This window comes from Mesorhizobium sp. P2_E10, assembly GCF_056404235.1.
In genome coordinates this window covers 60,698-79,298 of the sequence record NZ_JBFUEK010000017.1, presented here as the reverse complement: position 1 = coordinate 79,298, position 18,601 = coordinate 60,698, and the positions used below count along the sequence as shown (strand labels likewise).

General features: G+C 62.1%; 16 protein-coding genes and 1 pseudogene. 3 read left to right on the top strand and 14 right to left on the bottom strand.

Annotated elements, in window-relative coordinates:
- Positions 1-530: 530 nt before the first annotated feature.
- Positions 531-797, bottom strand: coding sequence for a hypothetical protein (locus tag AC1D0N_RS27850; protein WP_477249366.1), 267 nt, complete (start codon positions 795-797; stop codon positions 531-533).
- A 571-nt stretch (positions 798-1,368) separates the two neighbouring features.
- Here AC1D0N_RS27850 and AC1D0N_RS27845 point away from each other — a divergent pair.
- Positions 1,369-2,664 carry a DUF2130 domain-containing protein gene (locus tag AC1D0N_RS27845; RefSeq protein WP_477249364.1) on the top strand — a complete coding sequence of 432 codons (1,296 nt, stop codon included), beginning with the start codon at positions 1,369-1,371 and terminating at the stop codon, positions 2,662-2,664.
- Between the two features lie 164 nt (positions 2,665-2,828).
- Here AC1D0N_RS27845 and AC1D0N_RS27840 read toward each other — a convergent pair.
- From AC1D0N_RS27840 to AC1D0N_RS27825, 4 genes and pseudogenes are all read right to left on the bottom strand, one after another.
- Positions 2,829-3,107: pseudogene (locus AC1D0N_RS27840) on the bottom strand (DUF736 domain-containing protein); the annotation flags it as partial.
- A 137-nt stretch (positions 3,108-3,244) separates the two neighbouring features.
- On the bottom strand, positions 3,245-3,541 hold the full coding sequence (locus AC1D0N_RS27835; RefSeq protein ID WP_258580670.1) for a DUF736 domain-containing protein: 297 nt from the start codon (positions 3,539-3,541) through the stop codon (positions 3,245-3,247).
- 479 nt (positions 3,542-4,020) lie between these two features.
- Complete coding sequence (locus AC1D0N_RS27830) at positions 4,021-4,497, bottom strand: hypothetical protein (protein WP_477249362.1); 477 nt, start codon at positions 4,495-4,497, stop codon at positions 4,021-4,023.
- The gene (locus AC1D0N_RS27825; RefSeq protein WP_477249360.1) at positions 4,466-5,008 is read right to left on the bottom strand and encodes a hypothetical protein; all 543 of its coding nucleotides are present in this window, start codon (positions 5,006-5,008) and stop codon (positions 4,466-4,468) included. Before AC1D0N_RS27825 ends, AC1D0N_RS27830 begins: the two co-directional genes overlap by 32 nt.
- Before the next feature lie 12 nt (positions 5,009-5,020).
- Here AC1D0N_RS27825 and AC1D0N_RS27820 point away from each other — a divergent pair, with 12 nt between their 5' ends.
- Positions 5,021-5,293, top strand: a complete 273-nt coding sequence (locus AC1D0N_RS27820; RefSeq protein ID WP_477249358.1) for a hypothetical protein — start codon at positions 5,021-5,023, stop codon at positions 5,291-5,293.
- Positions 5,294-5,363: 70 nt separating this feature from the next.
- On the opposite strand, the gene AC1D0N_RS27815 is transcribed toward AC1D0N_RS27820, so the two are convergent.
- From AC1D0N_RS27815 to AC1D0N_RS27795, 5 genes are all read right to left on the bottom strand, one after another.
- Positions 5,364-6,359, bottom strand: coding sequence for a hypothetical protein (locus tag AC1D0N_RS27815; RefSeq protein WP_477249356.1), 996 nt, complete (start codon positions 6,357-6,359; stop codon positions 5,364-5,366).
- The gene (locus AC1D0N_RS27810; RefSeq protein ID WP_477249354.1) at positions 6,359-8,191 is read right to left on the bottom strand and encodes a hypothetical protein; all 1,833 of its coding nucleotides are present in this window, start codon (positions 8,189-8,191) and stop codon (positions 6,359-6,361) included. The genes AC1D0N_RS27815 and AC1D0N_RS27810 overlap by 1 nt, the downstream gene beginning before the upstream one ends.
- On the bottom strand, positions 8,178-9,467 hold the full coding sequence (locus AC1D0N_RS27805; protein WP_477249352.1) for a tyrosine-type recombinase/integrase: 1,290 nt from the start codon (positions 9,465-9,467) through the stop codon (positions 8,178-8,180). Before AC1D0N_RS27805 ends, AC1D0N_RS27810 begins: the two co-directional genes overlap by 14 nt.
- Before the next feature lie 1,121 nt (positions 9,468-10,588).
- A complete protein-coding gene (locus tag AC1D0N_RS27800) occupies positions 10,589-11,515 on the bottom strand; it encodes an ArdC family protein (protein WP_477249350.1) in 927 nt (308 codons plus the stop codon).
- 334 nt (positions 11,516-11,849) lie between these two features.
- Positions 11,850-12,437: a hypothetical protein gene (locus AC1D0N_RS27795; RefSeq protein WP_477249348.1), complete on the bottom strand. Its 588-nt coding sequence runs from the start codon at positions 12,435-12,437 to the stop codon at positions 11,850-11,852.
- Between the two features lie 515 nt (positions 12,438-12,952).
- Here AC1D0N_RS27795 and AC1D0N_RS27790 point away from each other — a divergent pair.
- Positions 12,953-13,261 carry an alkylphosphonate utilization protein gene (locus AC1D0N_RS27790; protein ID WP_477249346.1) on the top strand — a complete coding sequence of 103 codons (309 nt, stop codon included), beginning with the start codon at positions 12,953-12,955 and terminating at the stop codon, positions 13,259-13,261.
- Between the two features lie 336 nt (positions 13,262-13,597).
- Here AC1D0N_RS27790 and AC1D0N_RS27785 read toward each other — a convergent pair whose 3' ends face one another.
- From AC1D0N_RS27785 to AC1D0N_RS27770, 4 genes are all read right to left on the bottom strand, one after another.
- Positions 13,598-14,482: a DUF7007 domain-containing protein gene (locus AC1D0N_RS27785; protein ID WP_477249344.1), complete on the bottom strand. Its 885-nt coding sequence runs from the start codon at positions 14,480-14,482 to the stop codon at positions 13,598-13,600.
- Entirely contained in the window at positions 14,479-14,955 is a 477-nt protein-coding gene (locus AC1D0N_RS27780; protein ID WP_477249342.1) for a hypothetical protein, read from the bottom strand. Before AC1D0N_RS27780 ends, AC1D0N_RS27785 begins: the two co-directional genes overlap by 4 nt.
- Positions 14,956-15,051: 96 nt before the next feature.
- Positions 15,052-16,800, bottom strand: coding sequence for a ParB N-terminal domain-containing protein (locus tag AC1D0N_RS27775; protein ID WP_477249340.1), 1,749 nt, complete (start codon positions 16,798-16,800; stop codon positions 15,052-15,054).
- 1,101 nt (positions 16,801-17,901) lie between these two features.
- On the bottom strand, positions 17,902-18,372 hold the full coding sequence (locus AC1D0N_RS27770) for a Ros/MucR family transcriptional regulator (protein WP_477249338.1): 471 nt from the start codon (positions 18,370-18,372) through the stop codon (positions 17,902-17,904).
- Positions 18,373-18,601 lie beyond the last annotated feature (229 nt).

Below are 18,601 nucleotides of genomic sequence, written 5' to 3'. Positions count from 1 at the left end.
TTCGGGGCCCTGCCGAAGCACTCACCGTTCCCACGGCCCGCGCCAGCGCAGTATAAAAGCAGGGCAACACCTGCCCTTGTGGCTTAACGCTTTGCTTTGCGCCAACCGGCGGCCACCGCCTCTTCGGGAGGAAACCTCAGTTGAGCACGGACTTCGATGGATCAGTCGTCGACCAGCCAGTCAGGTAACGGTCTCCAGATCCGTCTGCCGGCCCTCCTTCATCAGCACCATGCGAGCAGCACAAACATTCCAAGCGCAAATTTTGGGGGTGGAGAGGGACCCTCTCCGTTCTTGCATAGCTGCATTGCACAAAATGTGTTTGCGCATTGCACAACTTTTAGCCAATAAGCCTGCAGCTGATGCACGCGATGGTTTCCTCCCATTCCATCGTATCAGCTGTTCCCCTCTGAAGGTTTTGACCTTCACACCTAAAGGGCCTCGGTTTTCCGATGGCCCTATTTTTTTGGCGGTCGGAACGTCGTTGATTGGAACGCCGCGCGATCGCCATTTCAACCATCAGGTTTTGGGTGTCATTTCTCCCTGGCGGAATCGACCCCTTCCGACAAAAGCCTGACCTTTGCCAGTCTTCTGCGGGCAAGCGTTCGCGCCAAAGGTTCAAAGCCTCGTCCGTAACATTCAACAATGAAAGACAGCGTCATCAGATCGAGCAGAAAGTCGTCGATCGCATGTGTGAGCGCATCTGACCTCTGTTCGAATTGAAGCAGACGCGCCTCTTCGATCGCGGCCCGGCAATCGCCTGCGTCTGTTAGTGAATCAATCCTGTCAAAGATCTGCAAGCGCCCTCACTCTCCCCAAACTACACTCAGCGCATCGAACGCCATTGATGAGTGAGTTTTCAACGAAAGAACATCGTCGCGTCTCGCGAAAAGGCATCGGTCGGCAAAGTGCCCGTTGATGAAGCATGCTGTGTCAAACGACAAGCAAGAATCCGGGCTCCACCCAGGTGATGTCTTCGAAGGCGAGGTGAGCTGGCTCGGGCCTGCGGAATGCCGATCCGATCACAAAAGAGGAACTAGTCATGGGCAGAAGACGGCGGCTTCACCGTGCCGTTTTGCGGGCGCACTGCACCGTCGGGCCTGTCGTGTCGAAACGCGGCTCGGCGATCAGAGGGAATCTGATTTGAACCTTTGCTGAGGTCGTCCTTAGCTTCATGGCGATCGGACTTGTCTCGATCTTAGGATGTTTGTCTCGAGTCGATGCGGACTGCTTGAGCGAGGTCGACGACGAAATCGCCCTCCCGTCCTTACGCTGGGGATAACACTGATGTTCACTCTTCGTTCTTTTCGAAAAGCGGCCGATAATATATAGTCTGAGACTACATCAGCCCCCAGCCGAGTCAGCGCGCCAATGACCGTACAGCCCAGGATTCTCAATGAACCAACGATCAGCTGCCCGAGCTGCAAAACGGACATCAAGCTCAATGAGTCGCTTGCGGCGCCGCTGATTGCCGCCACCCGCGAGGACTATGAACGGCGCCTGGCGCAGAGCAACGCGTCAATGGCGGCCCGGGAGGAAGAGCTTAAACGCGAGCAGGCCGCGATCGACGCCGCCAAAGAGGACATCGGCAACCAGGTGGCTGAGCAAATCAAGCTTGAGCGAGCCGCAATCGCGGCCGAGGAAGCCCGCAAGGCAAAATTGCTTCTTTCGGTGGACCTGGAGGACAGGGATAACAAGCTTGCCGAGCTGGAGGCGACGTTGAAGGCGCGCGACGAAAAGCTCGCCGAGGCCCAGCAGCAACAGGCGGAATTCCTGAAACAGCAGCGTGCGCTTGACGATGAGAAGCGCGAGATGGCGCTGACCATCGAAAGGAAGATACAGGAGGGGCTGGGTGCCGTTCGCATCAAGGCGAGAACGGAAGCCGAAGACGGCCTCAAAATGAAGGTTGCGGAGAAAGAGGAACAGATCGCCGGCATGCAGCGCCAGATCGAGGAGCTGAAGCGCCGTGCGGAACAGGGCTCTCAGCAGCTGCAGGGCGAGGTACTCGAGCTGGAGCTGGAGTCCCTCATTGCCAGCCGATTCCCGATGGACATCCTCGAACCGGTTGCCAAGGGTGAGTTCGGCGGAGATGTCCTGCACCGCGTGGTCGGACCGGCCGGCCAGCCATGCGGAGCCATTTTGTGGGAATCGAAACGCACCAAGAACTGGAGCCAGGGCTGGCTAGGCAAGCTCAGAGGAGATCAACGAGCCGCGAAAGCGGATATCGCGCTGATGGTCTCGGAAGCGTTGCCTCCCGGCGTGGATACCTTCGATCTTGTGGACGGAATCTATATCGCCCATCCCAAATGTGCGATCCCGATCGCCATCATGCTTCGACAATCCCTGATCGAGCTGGCCAACTCCCGCCTCGCCCGGGATGGCCAGGCCACCAAAATGGAGCAGGTCTACGGCTACCTGACCGGTCCGCGGTTCCGCCACCGCGTCGAGGCGATCGTGGAGAAATTCTCCGATATGCAGGACGACCTCGCCAAAGAACGCAAGGCCACAACACGCCTGTGGGCCAAGCGCGAGGCGCAGATCCAAGGGGTGATCGAGTCGACCGTCGGCATGTATGGTGACTTGCAGGGTATCGCCGGAAAAGTGATGCAGGAGATTGAGGGGCTGGAGGTGCTGGCGATTGTAGCCTCTTCTCCCGAAACCGAATAGGTGACCTTCACGCCGGCCAAGGCGATCAAGGACGCCTTCACAACGACTGAGCCGCAACCAGAGGACGCGACTGAAAGAGGGGGCTTAAGCCCTCCTCCGCCTGCCGGCGTTCGCTTGGGGAAGGCGGAAGGCTCCGCCTTGCGGCGGAGCCCTCGTCGAGGCGATCAGTCCCGGTTGGGGCGAGACCAGATCAGCTGCAGGCCTTCCTCGCCTTCCACCTCGATCAGGGTGGCGTAGATCGGAGCGGGGAAGCTCGGGTCGTCCAGCTTGACCGAGAGGTAGTCGCGCTCGGTTTCCTTGGAAACCTTCTGCCAGGCTGCACCTAGCTCGACTGCACCCGAGAGGATGCGGAAGTGGGGACCCTTGTCGGAGGGGTTGTCGACGCGGACCAGCTTGGCCTTGACGTTGAGGTTGAGCGTCTTGATCGTGCCCGTAAAGCCGTTTTAGGTCAGCTGTCAACTGTCTTTTTGCGTCGAAGCCGTTGATCTGGTTGCTGGATTCTCTGAATGACACTTTCCAGTGTCCTTTTGCCGGATCGCGGCGCTCCGGGATGGAGCACCGCGTCCGGTGAGTGGTTGCCTCAGCGCGACCAGATGAGGGCGTAGGCGTCCTCGTTCTCGACGAGGCTGGCGTAGATCGGACCGGGGAAGCTCGGATCATCGAGCTTGACCGAGTGGTACTCCCGGCCGGTCTCCTTGGCGGTCTTCTTCCAGCCGGCGCCGATCTCGATGGTGCCCGCGAGGGCGCGAAGGTCGGGCGACTTGTCGCTTTCCTTCTCGGACACGACCAGGCGAGCCTTGATATTGAGGTTGAGTGTCTTGATAATTCCGGTGAAAGAGCCGTCTTCGTTGCGGTTGAAAGTGCCGATCTGAGCCATTTTGTCTTCTCCATCTGCTGTATCAGGTCGCGACCATCGCGGCCTTGATGGCGATCGGAAAACATCGGGCGACCGGCCCGCACCCGAAGGGCCGCAATGCAATGGAGGGCGGCGCGGGGCCGAGCTTCTTGCCTCGCGAGGAAGCCGCGCGCAGGCGTCAGCCGAGCACGGCGGGGAAGAAGGTCGGAAACGCGCTGTTGCGGGATCGAGGTCGGGCTGCGCAGCAGGCGAACCCGGTGTGAGATACGCCAGAAAGAAAGGCCGCAGTGGCCGCACCTCAGTCAGCGGTCGAAGGAGAAGCCTGGGGCTCATGACGCCGAAACCGGGGAGATGACGGCATGACGGGGTCGGTCAAAACCAGCCTCATTCCGGGGCCGTGCTCTGCAACGAGAGGAAGACAGTCCCCGCCGCCATGTCCCACGACACCAGCCTGTCGGCGCATGGCGGAAAGCGCATGGAATGACCGGGAGCATCATAGGTCAGCTTTGTACCGAACCCTCCTTCGTCGATTGCAGTATCGTTGGGCGTTGCAGGCTGCCGATCTCCTTCGTCAACTGTGCGCTGCGGCGTTCCGCCCTGTCGGCGCGCTGTTCCGCTTCGATCGCGCGCCGCAGAAGCCCGGCATTCTCGGTCGCCAGTTGTCGGACCTGCTGCTGCATGCCGTCAATCAGACAACGCTGCTCGGTGATCTTGTCTTCGGCGGTGGGGCCGCGGGTGGGGGCACGCTGGCGCTGGCGGGCCCCCGTGAGATCATCGAGAATATCGCGATGGTTGGTGTAGATGGCGTTGCGGCCGACGCCGGCTTCTCGCGCCAGGGCGGCGACTGTAAGGCGCGCGGTCGCAGAGGCGGAGCGTGATCCGCTGTCCCTGATCAGGCGGTCGAGCGCTTCCCGCAGCCTTTCCGCTGTGGCCCGCATGCGCGTATCAGCCGGGTTTGCAGTCGGTGGCTTGGCCATGGGATGCCCCTGTTGCGGAAAGATCGGAGAGGATGCGCTCGCATTCGGCGATGCGCGTACTGGCGAGAGTGCGGCTCGCGTCATCGAGACGCCGGTCGGTGATGAGCGCAAGATTGCGGTCGAGGCGCGCCTGCCAGACCGGCCGATGACGCTCGGTGACGGCGAAGTTGGTGCAGTTCATGCAGACGCTCTCGGTTCGCCAGACCGGGTTGGGGCCTCGCTCGTTGCCCATGCAGGCGGCGGACTCGGCACGGTAGACGCAGTATCCCCAATCGCAGACGCCGAGCCGCATGCCGCTTTCCTCGATCAGGAAATCGACATAACCGGCAAGTTCGCCGTCGCGAGTCCGACCGCGGAAGCGTGATCGCGCCGACAGCATGCGGCCAGCCTTGCCGCCGAGATGCGATGTGGTCAGCAGTTCCTCGAGGGCGGCCCGGCTCTCTTCAAGCGTCTGGTCGTCGACGAGTTCGCCGAGATCGAAGTCCGTCCCGACGTAGGCGCTGTCAGTCATGATGCGTGTCAGATGCCCGAAATGGTGTTGCAGGGCATGAAGGCCGGTGCGGTCGCGTTTGCCGACGAAGCGGGCGAAGGTTTTGCGGCCCTGATGGGTTGTCAGATGGCAGGCGCGGCCATCGGCATTGTCGGGAAGCGCGATGAATGGCGCGAAATGTCGGTTGAGGCGCGACACCAATGTGCTGCTGGTCACGACATCAACGGGGCGCGTGTCGATGATCCCATGTCCCTGCATGGCGAGCCAAAGTTCCCGGCGGCCCGCCTGCTCGCGCAAGGGAGCTGAAAGGCGCTCCAGCACATCGATGGCCCGCGCGACGGCTTGAGGGGCGGCCCATAGATGCGGCTGGCCCGCGTCATCGACGGCGGTCTTGAAGACGCGGCCGCGCAGATAGGAGAATACCTCGGTTCCATCGGCAGAGCAGCGCTGCTCGATGCAATCGGCTTCCAAGGACGAGGATCTCGGAGACTCTCGCGCCGACGAGGTAGGAAATGACGACAAAGCAGGCTTCGTAGATCCTGTCGACGAGGAAACGCACCTGCTTGGTGCCGACGATCGGCGGATGCCAGGGGGCATCTTCACCATCGAGACAGGTGAACTCGAAAGCGGCGATCAGCTTCAATACGGGTTGCCGCACCGATGGCCTCGTAAGGCCTCGGGCACGTCGTTCTTCATAGAGGCTCGCCGCCTGGTCGCGAAGCGCGATCAGGTCGTCGGCCGGTTGAGCGATAAGGCGAATTGCGCTCGAAATGAGGGGGACGGCAACCGCATCGGGGGTAAAGGGCCATCGTTTGGCCGAGCGCCCGTTGAACCCGGAAAAGGCGCTGGCGCGCTCGCCGTCGAACGGGTGGTCCGGCGGCGGATCGCCGAGCTTGTGACGTTGTAGCCAAAGCGCAGCGACGACGTTCGCGTAGGCATGGCGTGTATTTGCTGTGATGGCGTTGCCTTTGGGCGCGACACGTTCTGCGACCACACTCAGAAACCGTTCGGAGGCTTCCTGATCAAGGCCGCCGAAACCGCGCATTCCTTCGCCGGCCATCCAGCAGATCAGGAAGCGCAGCTTGCGGCCTACCGCTACAAGGCTTTGGGCGCGAAGCCGGCGTCGGCCGCGCGGCGGATCTGCCTGAAGTGACCACAGGAAGGTTCGCGCGTCTTCCAGCCATTGGGACCAGCACGGCGCGGTGAATAGGCTGCCGTCAGGCAACTGGAAAACCCAATCGAAGCGCAAATGATATAGGCGCAGTCCAGGCCGCAGACCATCGAACTGCCATTGTGGATCGGACCATAGCGAGTGCGCCGAAACCCTTTGCGGACGATCGAACGTCCGGCGGGTAGCTAGCGTGCCTGACATCACTCCAGCTCCGGCAGGGGCGGCATGCTGGTGACGATCCGGTGCGCGGCCTCATGCAGCTCCAGCGGGAAATCCGGCAGGATATCCTGGGTGAGAATCCGCCACGATGGAGCATAGAGAAGGTTCCAGCGGCGGGGATCGAGCCGGTCACGAGCCTGCTCGAAGCGTTCGATGGACGCAAGGACACGCGCCAAGTGTTCCGCATCGATCGGGATAACGAGGCCGGGACAGGACAGACAGCCTCCGAAACGCGGGCACAGGCGGGTGTTGCCGTTGTCGCCCGACACGATCGGGGCAAGGCAATCATGGCCGAACGGAGCGGTCCCGCTAATCGTTGCCACGGTTGGCGCGGGTTCGATCCGTTCGGAGCCGCGAACCCACGCGATCATCATCTCTTGCAGGCGGGCGATCGTCTGGCGCTGGAACCGCGTCGTCTCCTCACTCTTGAGATAGGTCTCGGTCGTTGCGACGCTGGCGTGGGTCAGAAGCGATTGCGCAACGAGAACGTCGCCGCCGGAGGCACGATAATGTTCCGTGGCGACAGTTCCCCGAAACAGGGCCGGGGCAAAGTTGGCGATCACGTCGCGTGGCTTGTCAGGATAGGCAGCATTCCACTCTTCGATGCGGCGGTTGGCGCGCTCGATGAATCTGCGGATCGCCCGTCGGAGGAGGGAATGTTCGACGACGCCGGTGCGGCTGCCAAGAGAGCGGCGAACGTGCTCCTTGTAGATGCTGCGCGTCAGGAACAGCCGATCCTGTTCACTGGGCGGCGCCGTGGCAACGATCGGCGCGGTCAGGGCCAGCATCCTCTCGATAAGGTTGGGCGCGGCATAGCGCCGGCGCCGGTCGAAGGAACGGCGCTGCGCCTTCTGGAGACGGCCGCCGGTCCGGGCCTTGGTCCAGTCGATGATGACACGATGCTCGTCGAGCGGATGCGCGACGAGGCAATCACGGTGAATGTGGCGCAGAGCCTCCGGATTGGCGGCGGTCTGGATGGCGATGGCCAGAAAGAACGGAACCAGCGTGTCGGTGGTGATGTGAAAATACTGGGCCATGGTGCGGGTACCGCCCCAGAACTTGACCAGTGTGCTGGGCCTGATGCCGTGTTCATCGAGCGCGGCATTGTCCGGCATCATGCCGCCTTCGATCTTCGAAATGCGCCATATCCATCGGTCGAGGCCCTGACCGCGCAGCGTCTTCGGCGGCAGGTCGGGGCGGCGGATGACCTCCTGACCGTGCTGGAATCGTGCCCACGCTTCATCGACCTCCTCGTAGCAGGCGCGCAGGATCGCCTTGATCTGCTCGGCGGGGAGCCTACGCCGCGGCTGTTGATTGGTCCTGCGGCCGGGAAATGCGTTCCAGGGAATATCGAGATCGGGCGCGAGCGTGTCCGGGCGATTACGCTGGCACCATATGAGCAAGGGCCGAAGAACATCGAAAGCAACCGCATGTGCACCACGTGGTGCACGTGATGCGCCTTCCTTCTTGAGCCAGAGCACATACCGGCCGATCGCCGCGGTATCGACGTCACCGGCTTCGCTGATCATGCCGTCGTCGGCGACGAAGCGGGCGAAACGGCGGACGGCTACCCAGGTCGTGCGTCGCGTTGCCGGCGTCTGAGCGGCACAGTGTCCGCGAAAGGCATCGGCCAGAAGCTCGCGCAGATCGACAGGCAGGCCCGCGAGCTGGTCGAAGTCGAAGCGTTGCTCGGGTTTGCCCCACGCATCGACGAACATGATCGCGTTCGTCGCCAGACGGGAAATGGAGGCCTCCGGCAGCACGGCGGGAACCGTGAACCGGCGATCTATCGGGCTTCTGTTACGCACGGCCATGCGGCACCAGCTCGCCGTACAGATAGGCGAGGCTCTCGGCAAGCGTATCGGCGTGGAGTTCAACGCAGCGCAGGTAGATGGCTGTCGTCTGGATCGACGCATGGCCGAGCAGGACCTGCACGATCTTCAGCGGATTGAGGTCGGGCGTCGTCGCTGCCTGCTTTTGCAGGCGCACCAGCATCGACATCGCGAATGTGTGCCTCAACCAATGGCCAGATCCTGTAAGCCCCGCCGCTTGAAACGCCGCGCCGAAAGCGGCGGAAAACCTCGCTCTCGAAACGGGATCGCCGTTGCTGTTGAGGAAAAGCGCCGATGGCGGCCGGTAGCCGGGGTGGGTTCTGCGTCGGCGCTTCACCAGCGCCGCACGCTGCTCTCCCACATACCAGTCGGTCCGGTCGATCAGCCGCAACGGCGGATAGACGGTGCGCGGCCTATCGCCCTTGGTGACGCTCAGCGGCACCCCGACGAGTGGGTGCTCGTCGATATCCAGGTGAGCGACGGTCGGCACCTGATCAAGCTGAAAGCCGCACAGTTCCTTGCGGCGCATGCCGGTGCCCAAAGCCCACTCGGCGATCAGGTCATAGGGCGACGAAAGATGCCGAAACAGGGATTGGAGCTGATCGACGCGAAGCGGTCGCGGAAGCCGTTCAGCCTCCGAGACAGTCAGAATGTTCGCCAGCAAGGTCGAAGGCCGGTGATCCAGATGCGCCAGCATGCCCTGCCGGCGCACTGAGCGCAGCGACACCGCGACATAGTCGAAGGGCAATGCCTCGATCAAGGCGCGCCGATGCGCCCATGAATAAAAGCGGCAGATCGTCCGGACACGATCGTTCACGGTGGAACGTGCATAAGGCCGACCTGTATGAGGGCTTGGCGCTGCCAGCATCCGGTTCCGGTAGGCAGCGATCGTTCCCTCATCTGCAAGGCGCCAGTCCAGCCCGCTCTGTTCCAGGCTGTCGAACCAATCATGCAGATGCTCGCAATACGTCCTCAGCGTCTCCATCGCGTGCGAGCGGCCGGGAATGGTGGYGAGTTCGAGCAGATAGCTGAAGGCAGGCACGATAATCGACATCTGCGTGTCGAGCAGGATTGGAAAGCCTGCCGGAATCCCATCAACACCGGACACTGCCCGTATAATCGAAACCATCGCGCTCTCMGGGAGCAAGGCACCCGGAGGCGCAAAAAGACAACAAAACCACTTAAGTGCATATACTGTCGATGAAACCGACAGATGACAGCACCTGAAGAAAGAATACGCGGCGCGCCTTCGGCGCACTCTTCTCCTTGAATGCGAGGGGTTCCCCTCGCGCTCTCCCGTTCGCCACGTGGCAGGGGTGCAGGACTAGTCCTGCACCCCATGAAATAGCTTGTCGTGCCGCCGCCGCATCAAGCGTTGTCCTCGCTGCGCTGCGGGAACGCTTGACCCGGACGTCTATGTGCCAAGTCCTCGAACGACTGCGCTAAAGGACACTTCTCAGCACATGACCTAAGCCGGAGTTGCCGTTTGAGGTGAAAGTGCCGATGGTAGCCATTTGTCGTCTCCTTGAGTTTCTCGGGCCGCGACCACCGCGACCTCGATGGCGGTCGACAGACCGGAGGCGATCGGCCCGCACCCGAAGGGCCGGAACGACAGTGAAGGGCAGCCAGGGCGAGGCTTTCTTGTTCCGCGAGGAATGATGGCGAAGCCAGCAGGGGAAGAAAGTCGCGACCGGCTGTTGCGGGTTTGAGAACGAGGCGGAGCGAAGCGAAGACGGTCTTCGGTCAGACCAGCTACATCGAGGACGCAGGTGGTGCGCCCTTCCATGAAACCGCCGGCCAGACGACAGGCGAACCCTATCGGCATGATCACTGCAACCGCAGCCACGGTGAGGTGCCATCAAACCCGTCTCTCCCCGTCAGGCGCCATCGCACAACGGAAGACCGTCCAACCGGAAAAGGGGCGCGACGGCTCCTCACTTCGGTCGGTTGACGACCGGCCGACTGGCGAAACTTTGACGGTCCGGCGTCTGCCCCTTCAAGATGGATAGCCGCTACACGGTCATGGAAATACCCATCTCGGGCTGGATGTCGCACGGTCCGGCTGATCAGACTCGGCCCGCTGGGCTACTACCCGAACTGGYCGGTGCCACGGGGTCTTCAGCCGGCTGCAGTGCGCCGGTGTGCTAAAGCCACCGATGTGTGCCAGGCGGGACGATTACGACCGCATTCGGTCAGAGGTAGCTGGCCGCGGTCGACCGCTGTAGACGAATCGGGTTCATTGAGGGGAACGCCGGAGCGATGCAGGAAGACCTCGCCCCGTATGCCACGCAGGCGGGTGTGGATCGCCCGATCCACCTCCACGGCATCGTGCTACGCCGCCCGGTCGTTATTCCGCATCGATCGCCACATGGCGCAGCATCATGCAGCATCCGCGATCTGTGCCGGCTCTGGCTGGAGATCATGCAGATAGTTGACAGCCCGCTGGGCATGGGCCGCGGCGGCGAAGATGAATCGCTTCTCGTCGCGGAGGATTTCAAGCCAGCTCGCGAGGTAACTTGCGTGATCGGGCCGGGGCTCCAATTCCGGGACGATGCCGAGATCGGCCGCTAAAAAACAACCCCCTAGATCTGCGACAAGCTCCTCGTGCGCCCTGAACGAGCGATCCTTGTGATAACGTGAGAGGTTGCGATCGAGCCGCTTTTCCGAGCCGACCCAATGTGTCAGCTCGTGTCCGAGGGTCGCATAGTAGCTGGGCGCGTCGCGGAAACTTTCGAACGCAGGCATTTGCACAATATCGAGAGCTGGATTGAAATATGCCTTGTCGCCGCCGTGGCGGATGACAGCCCCGGTATTGGCGAAGAAGGCATCCGCATTTTCGATCCGCTCCGCAGGATCGGCTACCGGCGCGGGGTTGTCGTAAAACTGTGCTGGGAGACCGTCAATCTGGTCGGCGCAGAACACCGTATAGGCCTTGAGGAAGGGAATGCCGCGCTCGACCTCCTCGCCTTGGGCATCGGTTTCGGTCCGGGTGAAGCGGCTGGCATAGACAACCATGGAACCGGTTTCGCCCTTGCGCACATGGCCGCCAAGCTCGACGCTCTGCTTGAATGTCATCCAGGTTGGGGAAACAAAGCCCTTTGCAACCGCTTCTGACCAGAGAAGCAGCGTATTGATCCCTTGATACGGCAGACCATTGTGGCGGAGCGGGCGCGTTATACGCCCCTTGGTGTTCGCCCCGCTCCAGGGCTTGACCCAGGGGCGCACTCCCTTTTCCAGATCCGCAACGATGCGATCGGTGATTTTCGCGTAGATGTCGACGCGGGGCTTGTTGTTGTTCCTGTCCATTTCAAACCTCCATTCGAGGCCGCGCCAATCGCGGCCGTCACGAGGTCCGCACGCGCAGGACCGCAGGTCCGCGARCCCGCGGAGGATCGATGGGGAAGCTGAGAACCATCGCTTGCGGGCCGCAACGTCAGTGGAGGACGGCGCAGCCGTTTCGCGGGACGAGGACCGGAGCAGGACCATCATTCGTGACGGCCGCGATTGGCGCGGTCTTAATGACTTGCCGTGTCGATCTTTGAGTCGGGTGCCTTTGGCACACGCAAAGAGCCCGACTCCCGAACGGACACCAGCCTCAGTATGAGAAGATCGGGCGAAGCCGAAGCTCCGCCCAATGGCATTAGCCAAGGGCCGCCATCTGGAGATCGGCCGCCTGCCGGCTGACGCCCTGGCCGGGGTTTTCGGATTGGCGCTCGTAAGGCTTCCAGCTTTCACCAACGACGTGCTCGTAGGCGGCGACGGCGCCCTCGGCGGCCATGCGCAGGGCATGTGCCTGCAGGCCCATTTCGGCGGCGAATTCGCGCTTGCGCTGGGCCTTGCTGTCGAAGCCGACCGGACCGTCAATGTCCTCGTCGCGGGTGTCATTGGCGAGCCTGGCCGTGGCATCCTTCGCCTCGGTGACGGCCTTCGAGTAGAACTGGCCTGCTCCAAAGGCGGAGCCGACATGGGACCCGACAATTCTTTGCAGGTGGATCTGCATGGCCTTTTCGGAAAGGCCCTCGGAGAGCGTATCGGCGCTTTCGATCAGACTGCGCTCGTGGAATTCACGGATGCCGTCACTGTCGAGGACGGGGAGGCCAAAACTTTCCGAGATGAGGGCGGCCTGGTTGCCATCCGGGCAGCAGAGCCGGACCATTTCGAGGGTGGTGCCCTTGCGGAGCTGGACGACGCGGGCCTTGGTCTTGGTGGAGCGGGTTGAACTGGACATTGAGCTTTCCTTTCTAGCGATGCCCTTCAGGTGTTCCGGCCCTTGCCGGTCTTCCCTGCGGGTGCGGTCAAAAGGAACCGGCGGAAGCTGGACGCTTCAGGGTCCGGGACCTGCCAGGCGAGCGAGGTTGGCTTGCGGACAAGCGGGGTCAGTTCTTCACTGGCCCTGCGCGGGACGCGGGCCAGCCTTGCCGAGATCGGCGGGTTCCGGCCGCTCCGCGGCGCGATAGCGGCCTTGAAGCGGACAGCCGCCGGTTCAGACCGCAGCAAACCCGCCGGGAAGACCGGCAAGGGATGGATTCTGACATCGGCATGCGGGAGGAAATGCAGTGTTCAATTCCCGCGTCCACACGATCCGCCTGCCCGCCAGGCTGCGTGAGGGACGACAGTGGTTTGAACGCCGGCTCCTGCTGGTATAGGTCAGCTGCGCCGGTCCGCCGCTGCGGATCAACTCTTTGGCCTGCTCCCATGTCGGACTGACAGCGTAGCGTGTTCAACTCCGAAACGAGGGCAGCAATGACCGATCACAAAGACGACTATGTCTATGACGACGCAACAGGGGAATGGCGACCAGCGTCGGAGATGGCTGCCATTGCAGCTTCCGCAGGCAGCATCGAAGTGCGCGATGCCGCCGGCAACGTGCTCGCCAATGGCGACTCCGTCGTCCTCGTCAAGGACCTCAAGGTCAAGGGTGCCGGCCAGACCTTGAAGCAGGGCACGGTGATCAAGTCGATCCGGCTCACCGAAAATCCCGAAGAAATCGATTGTCGGCATGATGCGATCAAGGGGCTGGTGTTGCGAACGGAGTTCGTCCGCAAGCGCTGATCAGGCCACGGTATCAGGCGCGCACCAGGTCCGCAGGCAGTCTGGCACGCCGCCTCTCGATTGCAGCGTCCTGCCTTGCGAGCTTGCGGGAGAGAGCATCGATCTCGTGCTGCCTCTCCAGTGTGATCGCTGCAAGGTTGGCCCGATATTGTTCGAGAAACATTGCCGGCTCCGGGCCCCTGCTGCGTCGATAGCGCGCACATTGGGTTCTGGGCTGCGGATTGATCGCCGTCATCCGCCTTATGATCCACCGGTCGATCATAGCGAGCTGGCGCTGTGTCTGGCGCCGAGGCTGCTCCATGCGAAAGAGATGTGCGCGGCGATCGGAGACAGACATTATGCGTCCCTCCCCTGCCAATCCGTGAAGCTCGAGGGCCCGCCATAGACACGGTGGCGCGCAACATCGATGACGAATCCAAAGCGGCCGACATGGTATTCGTCGGTCGGAACGAGAAAGCGACGTTCCTCCGTCCCCGGTCCGCGCTTGCCGCCAGGGGTCGCGATAACCTCGGTGAACCCGGCCTGGTGCCTGGAACGGATCGCCGACACCACGACCCAGTCATCGGTATGCTTCTCGAAAAATGCCCGCTCGTCCTTTTTCGCGGATTGGCCGGGTTCGAGCACCCTCCCGTGGATCGCCTCCCAGGCATCCGGGTACCAGTCGCGGATCGTCGTTTCCGCACAAGCCTTCTCGAAGTCCGTGAAGAACTCGGGGAAAGCCTGGGCGACGGCCGCCCAACGGCAGTCTTCTTCATACCAGCCGCCATTGGCGCGGAGCATGTCATGGACTTTGCGATTTCGCTCCGCCGACAGATGGAACCCGCCATGGCCCGCAGTTGAGTGAGCCACGACGCCCTCGGCATAGACGGTCGCTCCCTGCGACATTCCCCATGGCGTGTGGGCACGGGAGTGGATCTCGCGACGTCCGAGAGCAGCGCGCTGCTGCTGGTGGAGGGCGTTCTCCTCGACATGCGCGCGAAACGCCGCCTCGTCGGCAAGCTCACCGGCATGGCCGTAGAAATCGCCGCGCATCCATTCGGCCATGGGCCTGCGGATACGCCAGCCCGTGACAAGATAGTGTCGGCCGTCGCGGGCTGGAGCCAAGGCGAAGGCGTGCTCACCGACAAGGGCAACACAAAGCCCGTCGGCGCTGCGGCCAAAAGAAACTCCCGGAAACCCGGGGGTTTCGACGTCATGGGTTTCAGAAGTTCGCGCAGTCATGCTGCCGTCCTCCCCTCTACGGTATCCGCCGCTTCGGTGTCGGCCGTCACTTGCCGCAACTCGGCGTTCGGATAGCCGTGGCGGGTAAGCCATTCCTGGGCGGCCGTGCGATTGGCGGCAAGATGGACAAGCTCCGCATCGTCGCCGGCGCGGTCGAGAACGAGAACCGAGCCAATGGCGGGCCGCTCCTTGACCGAAAACTTCAGGTCGCTGTTCACCGAAAACGTGTTGTAGACGCGCAGCACAATGGTCCCCTGACTGCCATAGTCACCCTTGTGCAGGGTGATCGAGGCGGGCAGCGTCGTACTGCCGACGCGGGCCTCGGCCTGTTTGCGGATCAGGCGACCGCCGCCGTTGCGATTTTCCCAAGCTGCGAGCTTCTTGCGATGCCGCTCTGGCGGGCGTGGTGTTCCGTCGGAATAAGTCACGATCGAACCGAGTGGAACGAGGTCATAGATCAACTGAGCCGACATGATGGTCTCCGTGTTGCTCATGGTGGAAACAGAACCGCCGCCGGTGATGTGCCGGCGGCGGAATGATCGTTCGGAGGGAAAGGTAGGCGGAGCCGCCTACTCGGCGGCCACCTTGTAAGGCTCGATCTCTTCGTCAGTGAGGTCCTCGTCCTGCGTAGCGGGTTCCTCGCCGACGTCGTCATGCGTAGGATCGACGATCGCATCATCGCCGTCGAGCTCATCGAGGTCCTCCGGCGTGCCGTCATCCTCGGGCTGTTCCCTGGCCTCGTTCTTCTTCAGCCAAGAGGTCAGTTTTTCCGGAGTGGGCGCAAACAGCGCCGACGGATGGACGAAGCGGCCTTCCTTGAAGTGCTCGACCAGGGCCGCACGGGTGTCCTTGACCTTCTGACGAGGCAGGACGGATGTATCCGCGCAGGCGACTTCCAATGCCTGCCGCGACAGGCATGACAGGAAATCCTCCGTCCCCATGTTGGCCAGGAAGTTGTCGGCGGCGATGACGTCGCCAGCGACACGGGCGACAACGCCGCTGTCCGAGCGATTCTCCCTGCAGGACAAAACGTCTGTCAGCAAGGACCGCAYGGCAATGCGCAGCGTGTCCATGTCGAAATCAACCTTGCCCTCCTGGTCGAACAGGCGCGCGGCATGTTCGCCGAGGCCTGCGGCCCCATAATAGGAGATGTCGCGGGCGCCAGATGCCACCGACACATTCTGGCCAGCGAAAGCGAGAACGAGCAGCGCCATCAGCGTGTCGTCCCCGATCGGTGCGCGCGATAGTGCCTCGTGCAGCGCGTCGGTACGCAGGTCGCCGATCATCTCCATGCCTTTGCGCGTCACGTCCGGACGGGGCTTTGCCGCAACGACGATATCATCGCCGTCGGTCACGACATCGGCGCCATTCTCGCCCCTGGGCTTTTTAGCCGCCGGCATGCGGTACGCGACCGACTGCACCTTGCCGTCGCGGTCGAGATACATGGCAGTGTGATCGGACTTCGACGGCTTGCCGTACACACGCTCGGCCTTGGGCGGCAGCTTCGGCTCGCCCCACTGACCGGCTTCCACGATCACGCCACGCTTGGGCACAGTGTTTGCCATCCACTCCTGCTGCGCGCCAAGGAATGCCTCGACATCCGTCGTATAGCGGCTGTCCTGGTCGGCCGGAGCAAACAGGTCCTCGACCCAGGCAATGCCGTAGGCCTGGGCGAGATCGTCACCGAAGCTGGCGTCGCGCGCGTACATGCGGCGCTTCGTCAGGCCCTGCGCCACGCTCCACCACGACACCTGCGGATCGGTCTTGGACGGCTTGTGCTTCTTCCAGACCTCCTTCTGCTCATCAAGCGAAGCTGACGCAATGGTGCGCAACTCCTTCTCGTTGGGCATGTCGCCCTTGGCCATCTGGTCGAGCATAGCCGGCAGAACGTTGGCGAGCAGGCGCAGCTTCCTGATCTGGCGGACGGGAAGCGCCAAAGCGACGGCGATCGCTTCCTCGGTCCAGCCCAGTGCAACCAAACGTTCGATCGCTCGCCATTGGTCGACGGGATTGAGCTGTTCGTGGGCCAGCGTCTCGGCCAGCGACCGCATTGCGCCACCATCCTCGGCCCTCTCGATCACCAAGACGGCGATCTCTTCCAGACCGGCCGCGATCGCCTGCTTCACCCGGCGATGGCCGGCATCGATGACGTAGCCATTGCCGCCTTCCGTCTCCAGCGCGACGACAGGCGGCTGCACGATGCCGACGGCGCGGATGGTGGCCAGCAGCAGCGCGTCGGCCTGCGGACTGGACTTCGAGCGTCGCGCCTTGTCGGGGTTGTCCTTCAGCGCACGCGGATCGACAAACTTCAGTTCCATGGAGATGCTCCTTCAAGGGTTGCGGACACCGCTGATCGCTGCGTCCTTCCTCGTCTTCTTGCCGAAGACATCCCCCGGACCGCGGAGCGGGCGGGCCGGTGCAATTGCGGCCGAGCATCCCTGCCCGGCTGGCCGAGCGGGGCTCTTGGGCCCTGCGCAGGACGACGCGGCCGGGATCGCGAGCGGCGCGGTTGAGCGCCAGCGTCAGCGGCCCGCCCGATCTGCGAGCGGGTTTTATTCCTCCTCCGTTTTCCTTCCCTCATCCTTGCGACGTAGACCGGGGTATGGAGATAAGCGGAAAATTTAGCACGGCAAACTGGAGGTTAACGTCTTTGAACCTACGGACGCCGCAAGGAGCCCTCTAGCGGCTCGAAGCTGTCGCGCTGTGATCATGAGGTCACCCATTCATGGTCAGAAGGTCAGCTACGAACTCGTGCAAGACAAACGTTCCGGAAAGACGTCGACCGGCGAACTCCGAACCATCTGATGGAGGCTACCAGGCAGTCTATCTCAACCCTTCCACATCGTTGAGCGAAGCCCCGCACCTCGAACTCTAAAAGATATCGGGCCTTAGCCAAGCATTGCCTTCCCTGATCGCAGGATAGGCGCAGATGGCCAGCCGCGCCATTTTCTCAACTCGGCTCGCTCTATCATGGTCACGGCTGTTTTCGGCCACTTCGTAGAGGACCTTGCCGAACGCCGCGTATGCTGTCTTCAATCAGCGCTCGCAGGTCGTTGGATGGTTCTTTGTCTCGGCGCGGCGACTCCGTGGCGAGAGCCCACAAGGTTTTTGTTCTATGTTTGTCCTTTCCGAAGAGAAACCCGGCTGCTAGCGGGAGACCCCGGTATTGTCCCATTTCGGAACCAAAGTGCTGGCATTGCTCTTGCTTCGGACGTGGTGCCGGTTGATCCCGGTCCTGATCGTACTTTGATCAGGTGTAGGCTCGCCGGGCTTGAGGTGGTTGGGGTTTCTTCGCCCGGCGAGTTCCGCCACGCTAAGAACAAAGGCCGGCGCCCTCGCTGAAGCTTATCCGAATGGCGCCGGCCACGGGCGGGATTGGGATCCGCCGCGCCTTGACATAGCTGAGTCGTTACGTAGCGTCAGGTGGTGGCGGACACTTTGGCTATCCGTTTCGAAGGTGCCTTCTTGGCTGGTGCGACGGGTTCAGCCTTGCGGCCAAGCCCGATGGACTTCGCCAATTGCGAGCGCTGAGCGGCGTAATTCGGAGCCGTCATCGGATAGTCGCGCGGCAAGCCCCACTTCTCGCGATAGGCGTCCGGCGTCAAACCGAAGTCCGTGCTAAGGTGCCGCTTCAGGGATTTGAACTTCTTGCCGTCTTCGAGGCAGATAATGAAGTCTGGCGTCACCGACTTCTTCGGGTTGACCGCAGGAGTTTGCGGCTCAACGACAGGCGCGATCGGCGTACCAAGCCCGGACAGAGACATGTGCACGGATGCGATTAGTTCAGGCAGGCCGGTAGCCGGTACAGGGTTCTTACTTACGTAGGCGGACACAATCTCCGCAGTAAGCTCGGCTAGTTCGGCGGTGCTGTGGTCGGATTCTTCTGTCAATGTGTCGGTCCTTTTGTGGGATTTGTCCCATCTCTATTTGAGCTATGTCCAGTACGCAACCGGGCCTGATCTATTCTGAGCCAATGATGGCGGCCGGCTTTGCGGCGTTGGGCAAGAGCGACGCCGAAATTGACGCGTTCTTTTTGGCCGTGACTAAGCTGTAAACCAATAAAACAGGCGGCCGTCATCCATCTAAGTGACGGGCCGATTACATGCGGATTAGCTAAAA

What these genes read in the sequence shown, in the direction of transcription:
- AC1D0N_RS27845 (WP_477249364.1), top strand. Translation starts at nt 1,369, where the DNA reads ATGACCGTACAGCCCAGGATTCTCAATGAACCAACGATCAGCTGCCCG.
- AC1D0N_RS27835 (WP_258580670.1), bottom strand. Translation starts at nt 3,541, where the DNA reads ATGGCTCAGATCGGCACTTTCAACCGCAACGAAGACGGCTCTTTCACC.
- AC1D0N_RS27830 (WP_477249362.1), bottom strand. Translation starts at nt 4,497, where the DNA reads ATGGCCAAGCCACCGACTGCAAACCCGGCTGATACGCGCATGCGGGCC.
- AC1D0N_RS27825 (WP_477249360.1), bottom strand. Translation starts at nt 5,008, where the DNA reads ATGACTGACAGCGCCTACGTCGGGACGGACTTCGATCTCGGCGAACTC.
- AC1D0N_RS27820 (WP_477249358.1), top strand. Translation starts at nt 5,021, where the DNA reads ATGCCCGAAATGGTGTTGCAGGGCATGAAGGCCGGTGCGGTCGCGTTT.
- AC1D0N_RS27815 (WP_477249356.1), bottom strand. Translation starts at nt 6,359, where the DNA reads ATGTCAGGCACGCTAGCTACCCGCCGGACGTTCGATCGTCCGCAAAGG.
- AC1D0N_RS27810 (WP_477249354.1), bottom strand. Translation starts at nt 8,191, where the DNA reads ATGGCCGTGCGTAACAGAAGCCCGATAGATCGCCGGTTCACGGTTCCC.
- AC1D0N_RS27800 (WP_477249350.1), bottom strand. Translation starts at nt 11,515, where the DNA reads ATGGACAGGAACAACAACAAGCCCCGCGTCGACATCTACGCGAAAATC.
- AC1D0N_RS27795 (WP_477249348.1), bottom strand. Translation starts at nt 12,437, where the DNA reads ATGTCCAGTTCAACCCGCTCCACCAAGACCAAGGCCCGCGTCGTCCAG.
- AC1D0N_RS27790 (WP_477249346.1), top strand. Translation starts at nt 12,953, where the DNA reads ATGACCGATCACAAAGACGACTATGTCTATGACGACGCAACAGGGGAA.
- AC1D0N_RS27785 (WP_477249344.1), bottom strand. Translation starts at nt 14,482, where the DNA reads ATGACTGCGCGAACTTCTGAAACCCATGACGTCGAAACCCCCGGGTTT.
- AC1D0N_RS27780 (WP_477249342.1), bottom strand. Translation starts at nt 14,955, where the DNA reads ATGTCGGCTCAGTTGATCTATGACCTCGTTCCACTCGGTTCGATCGTG.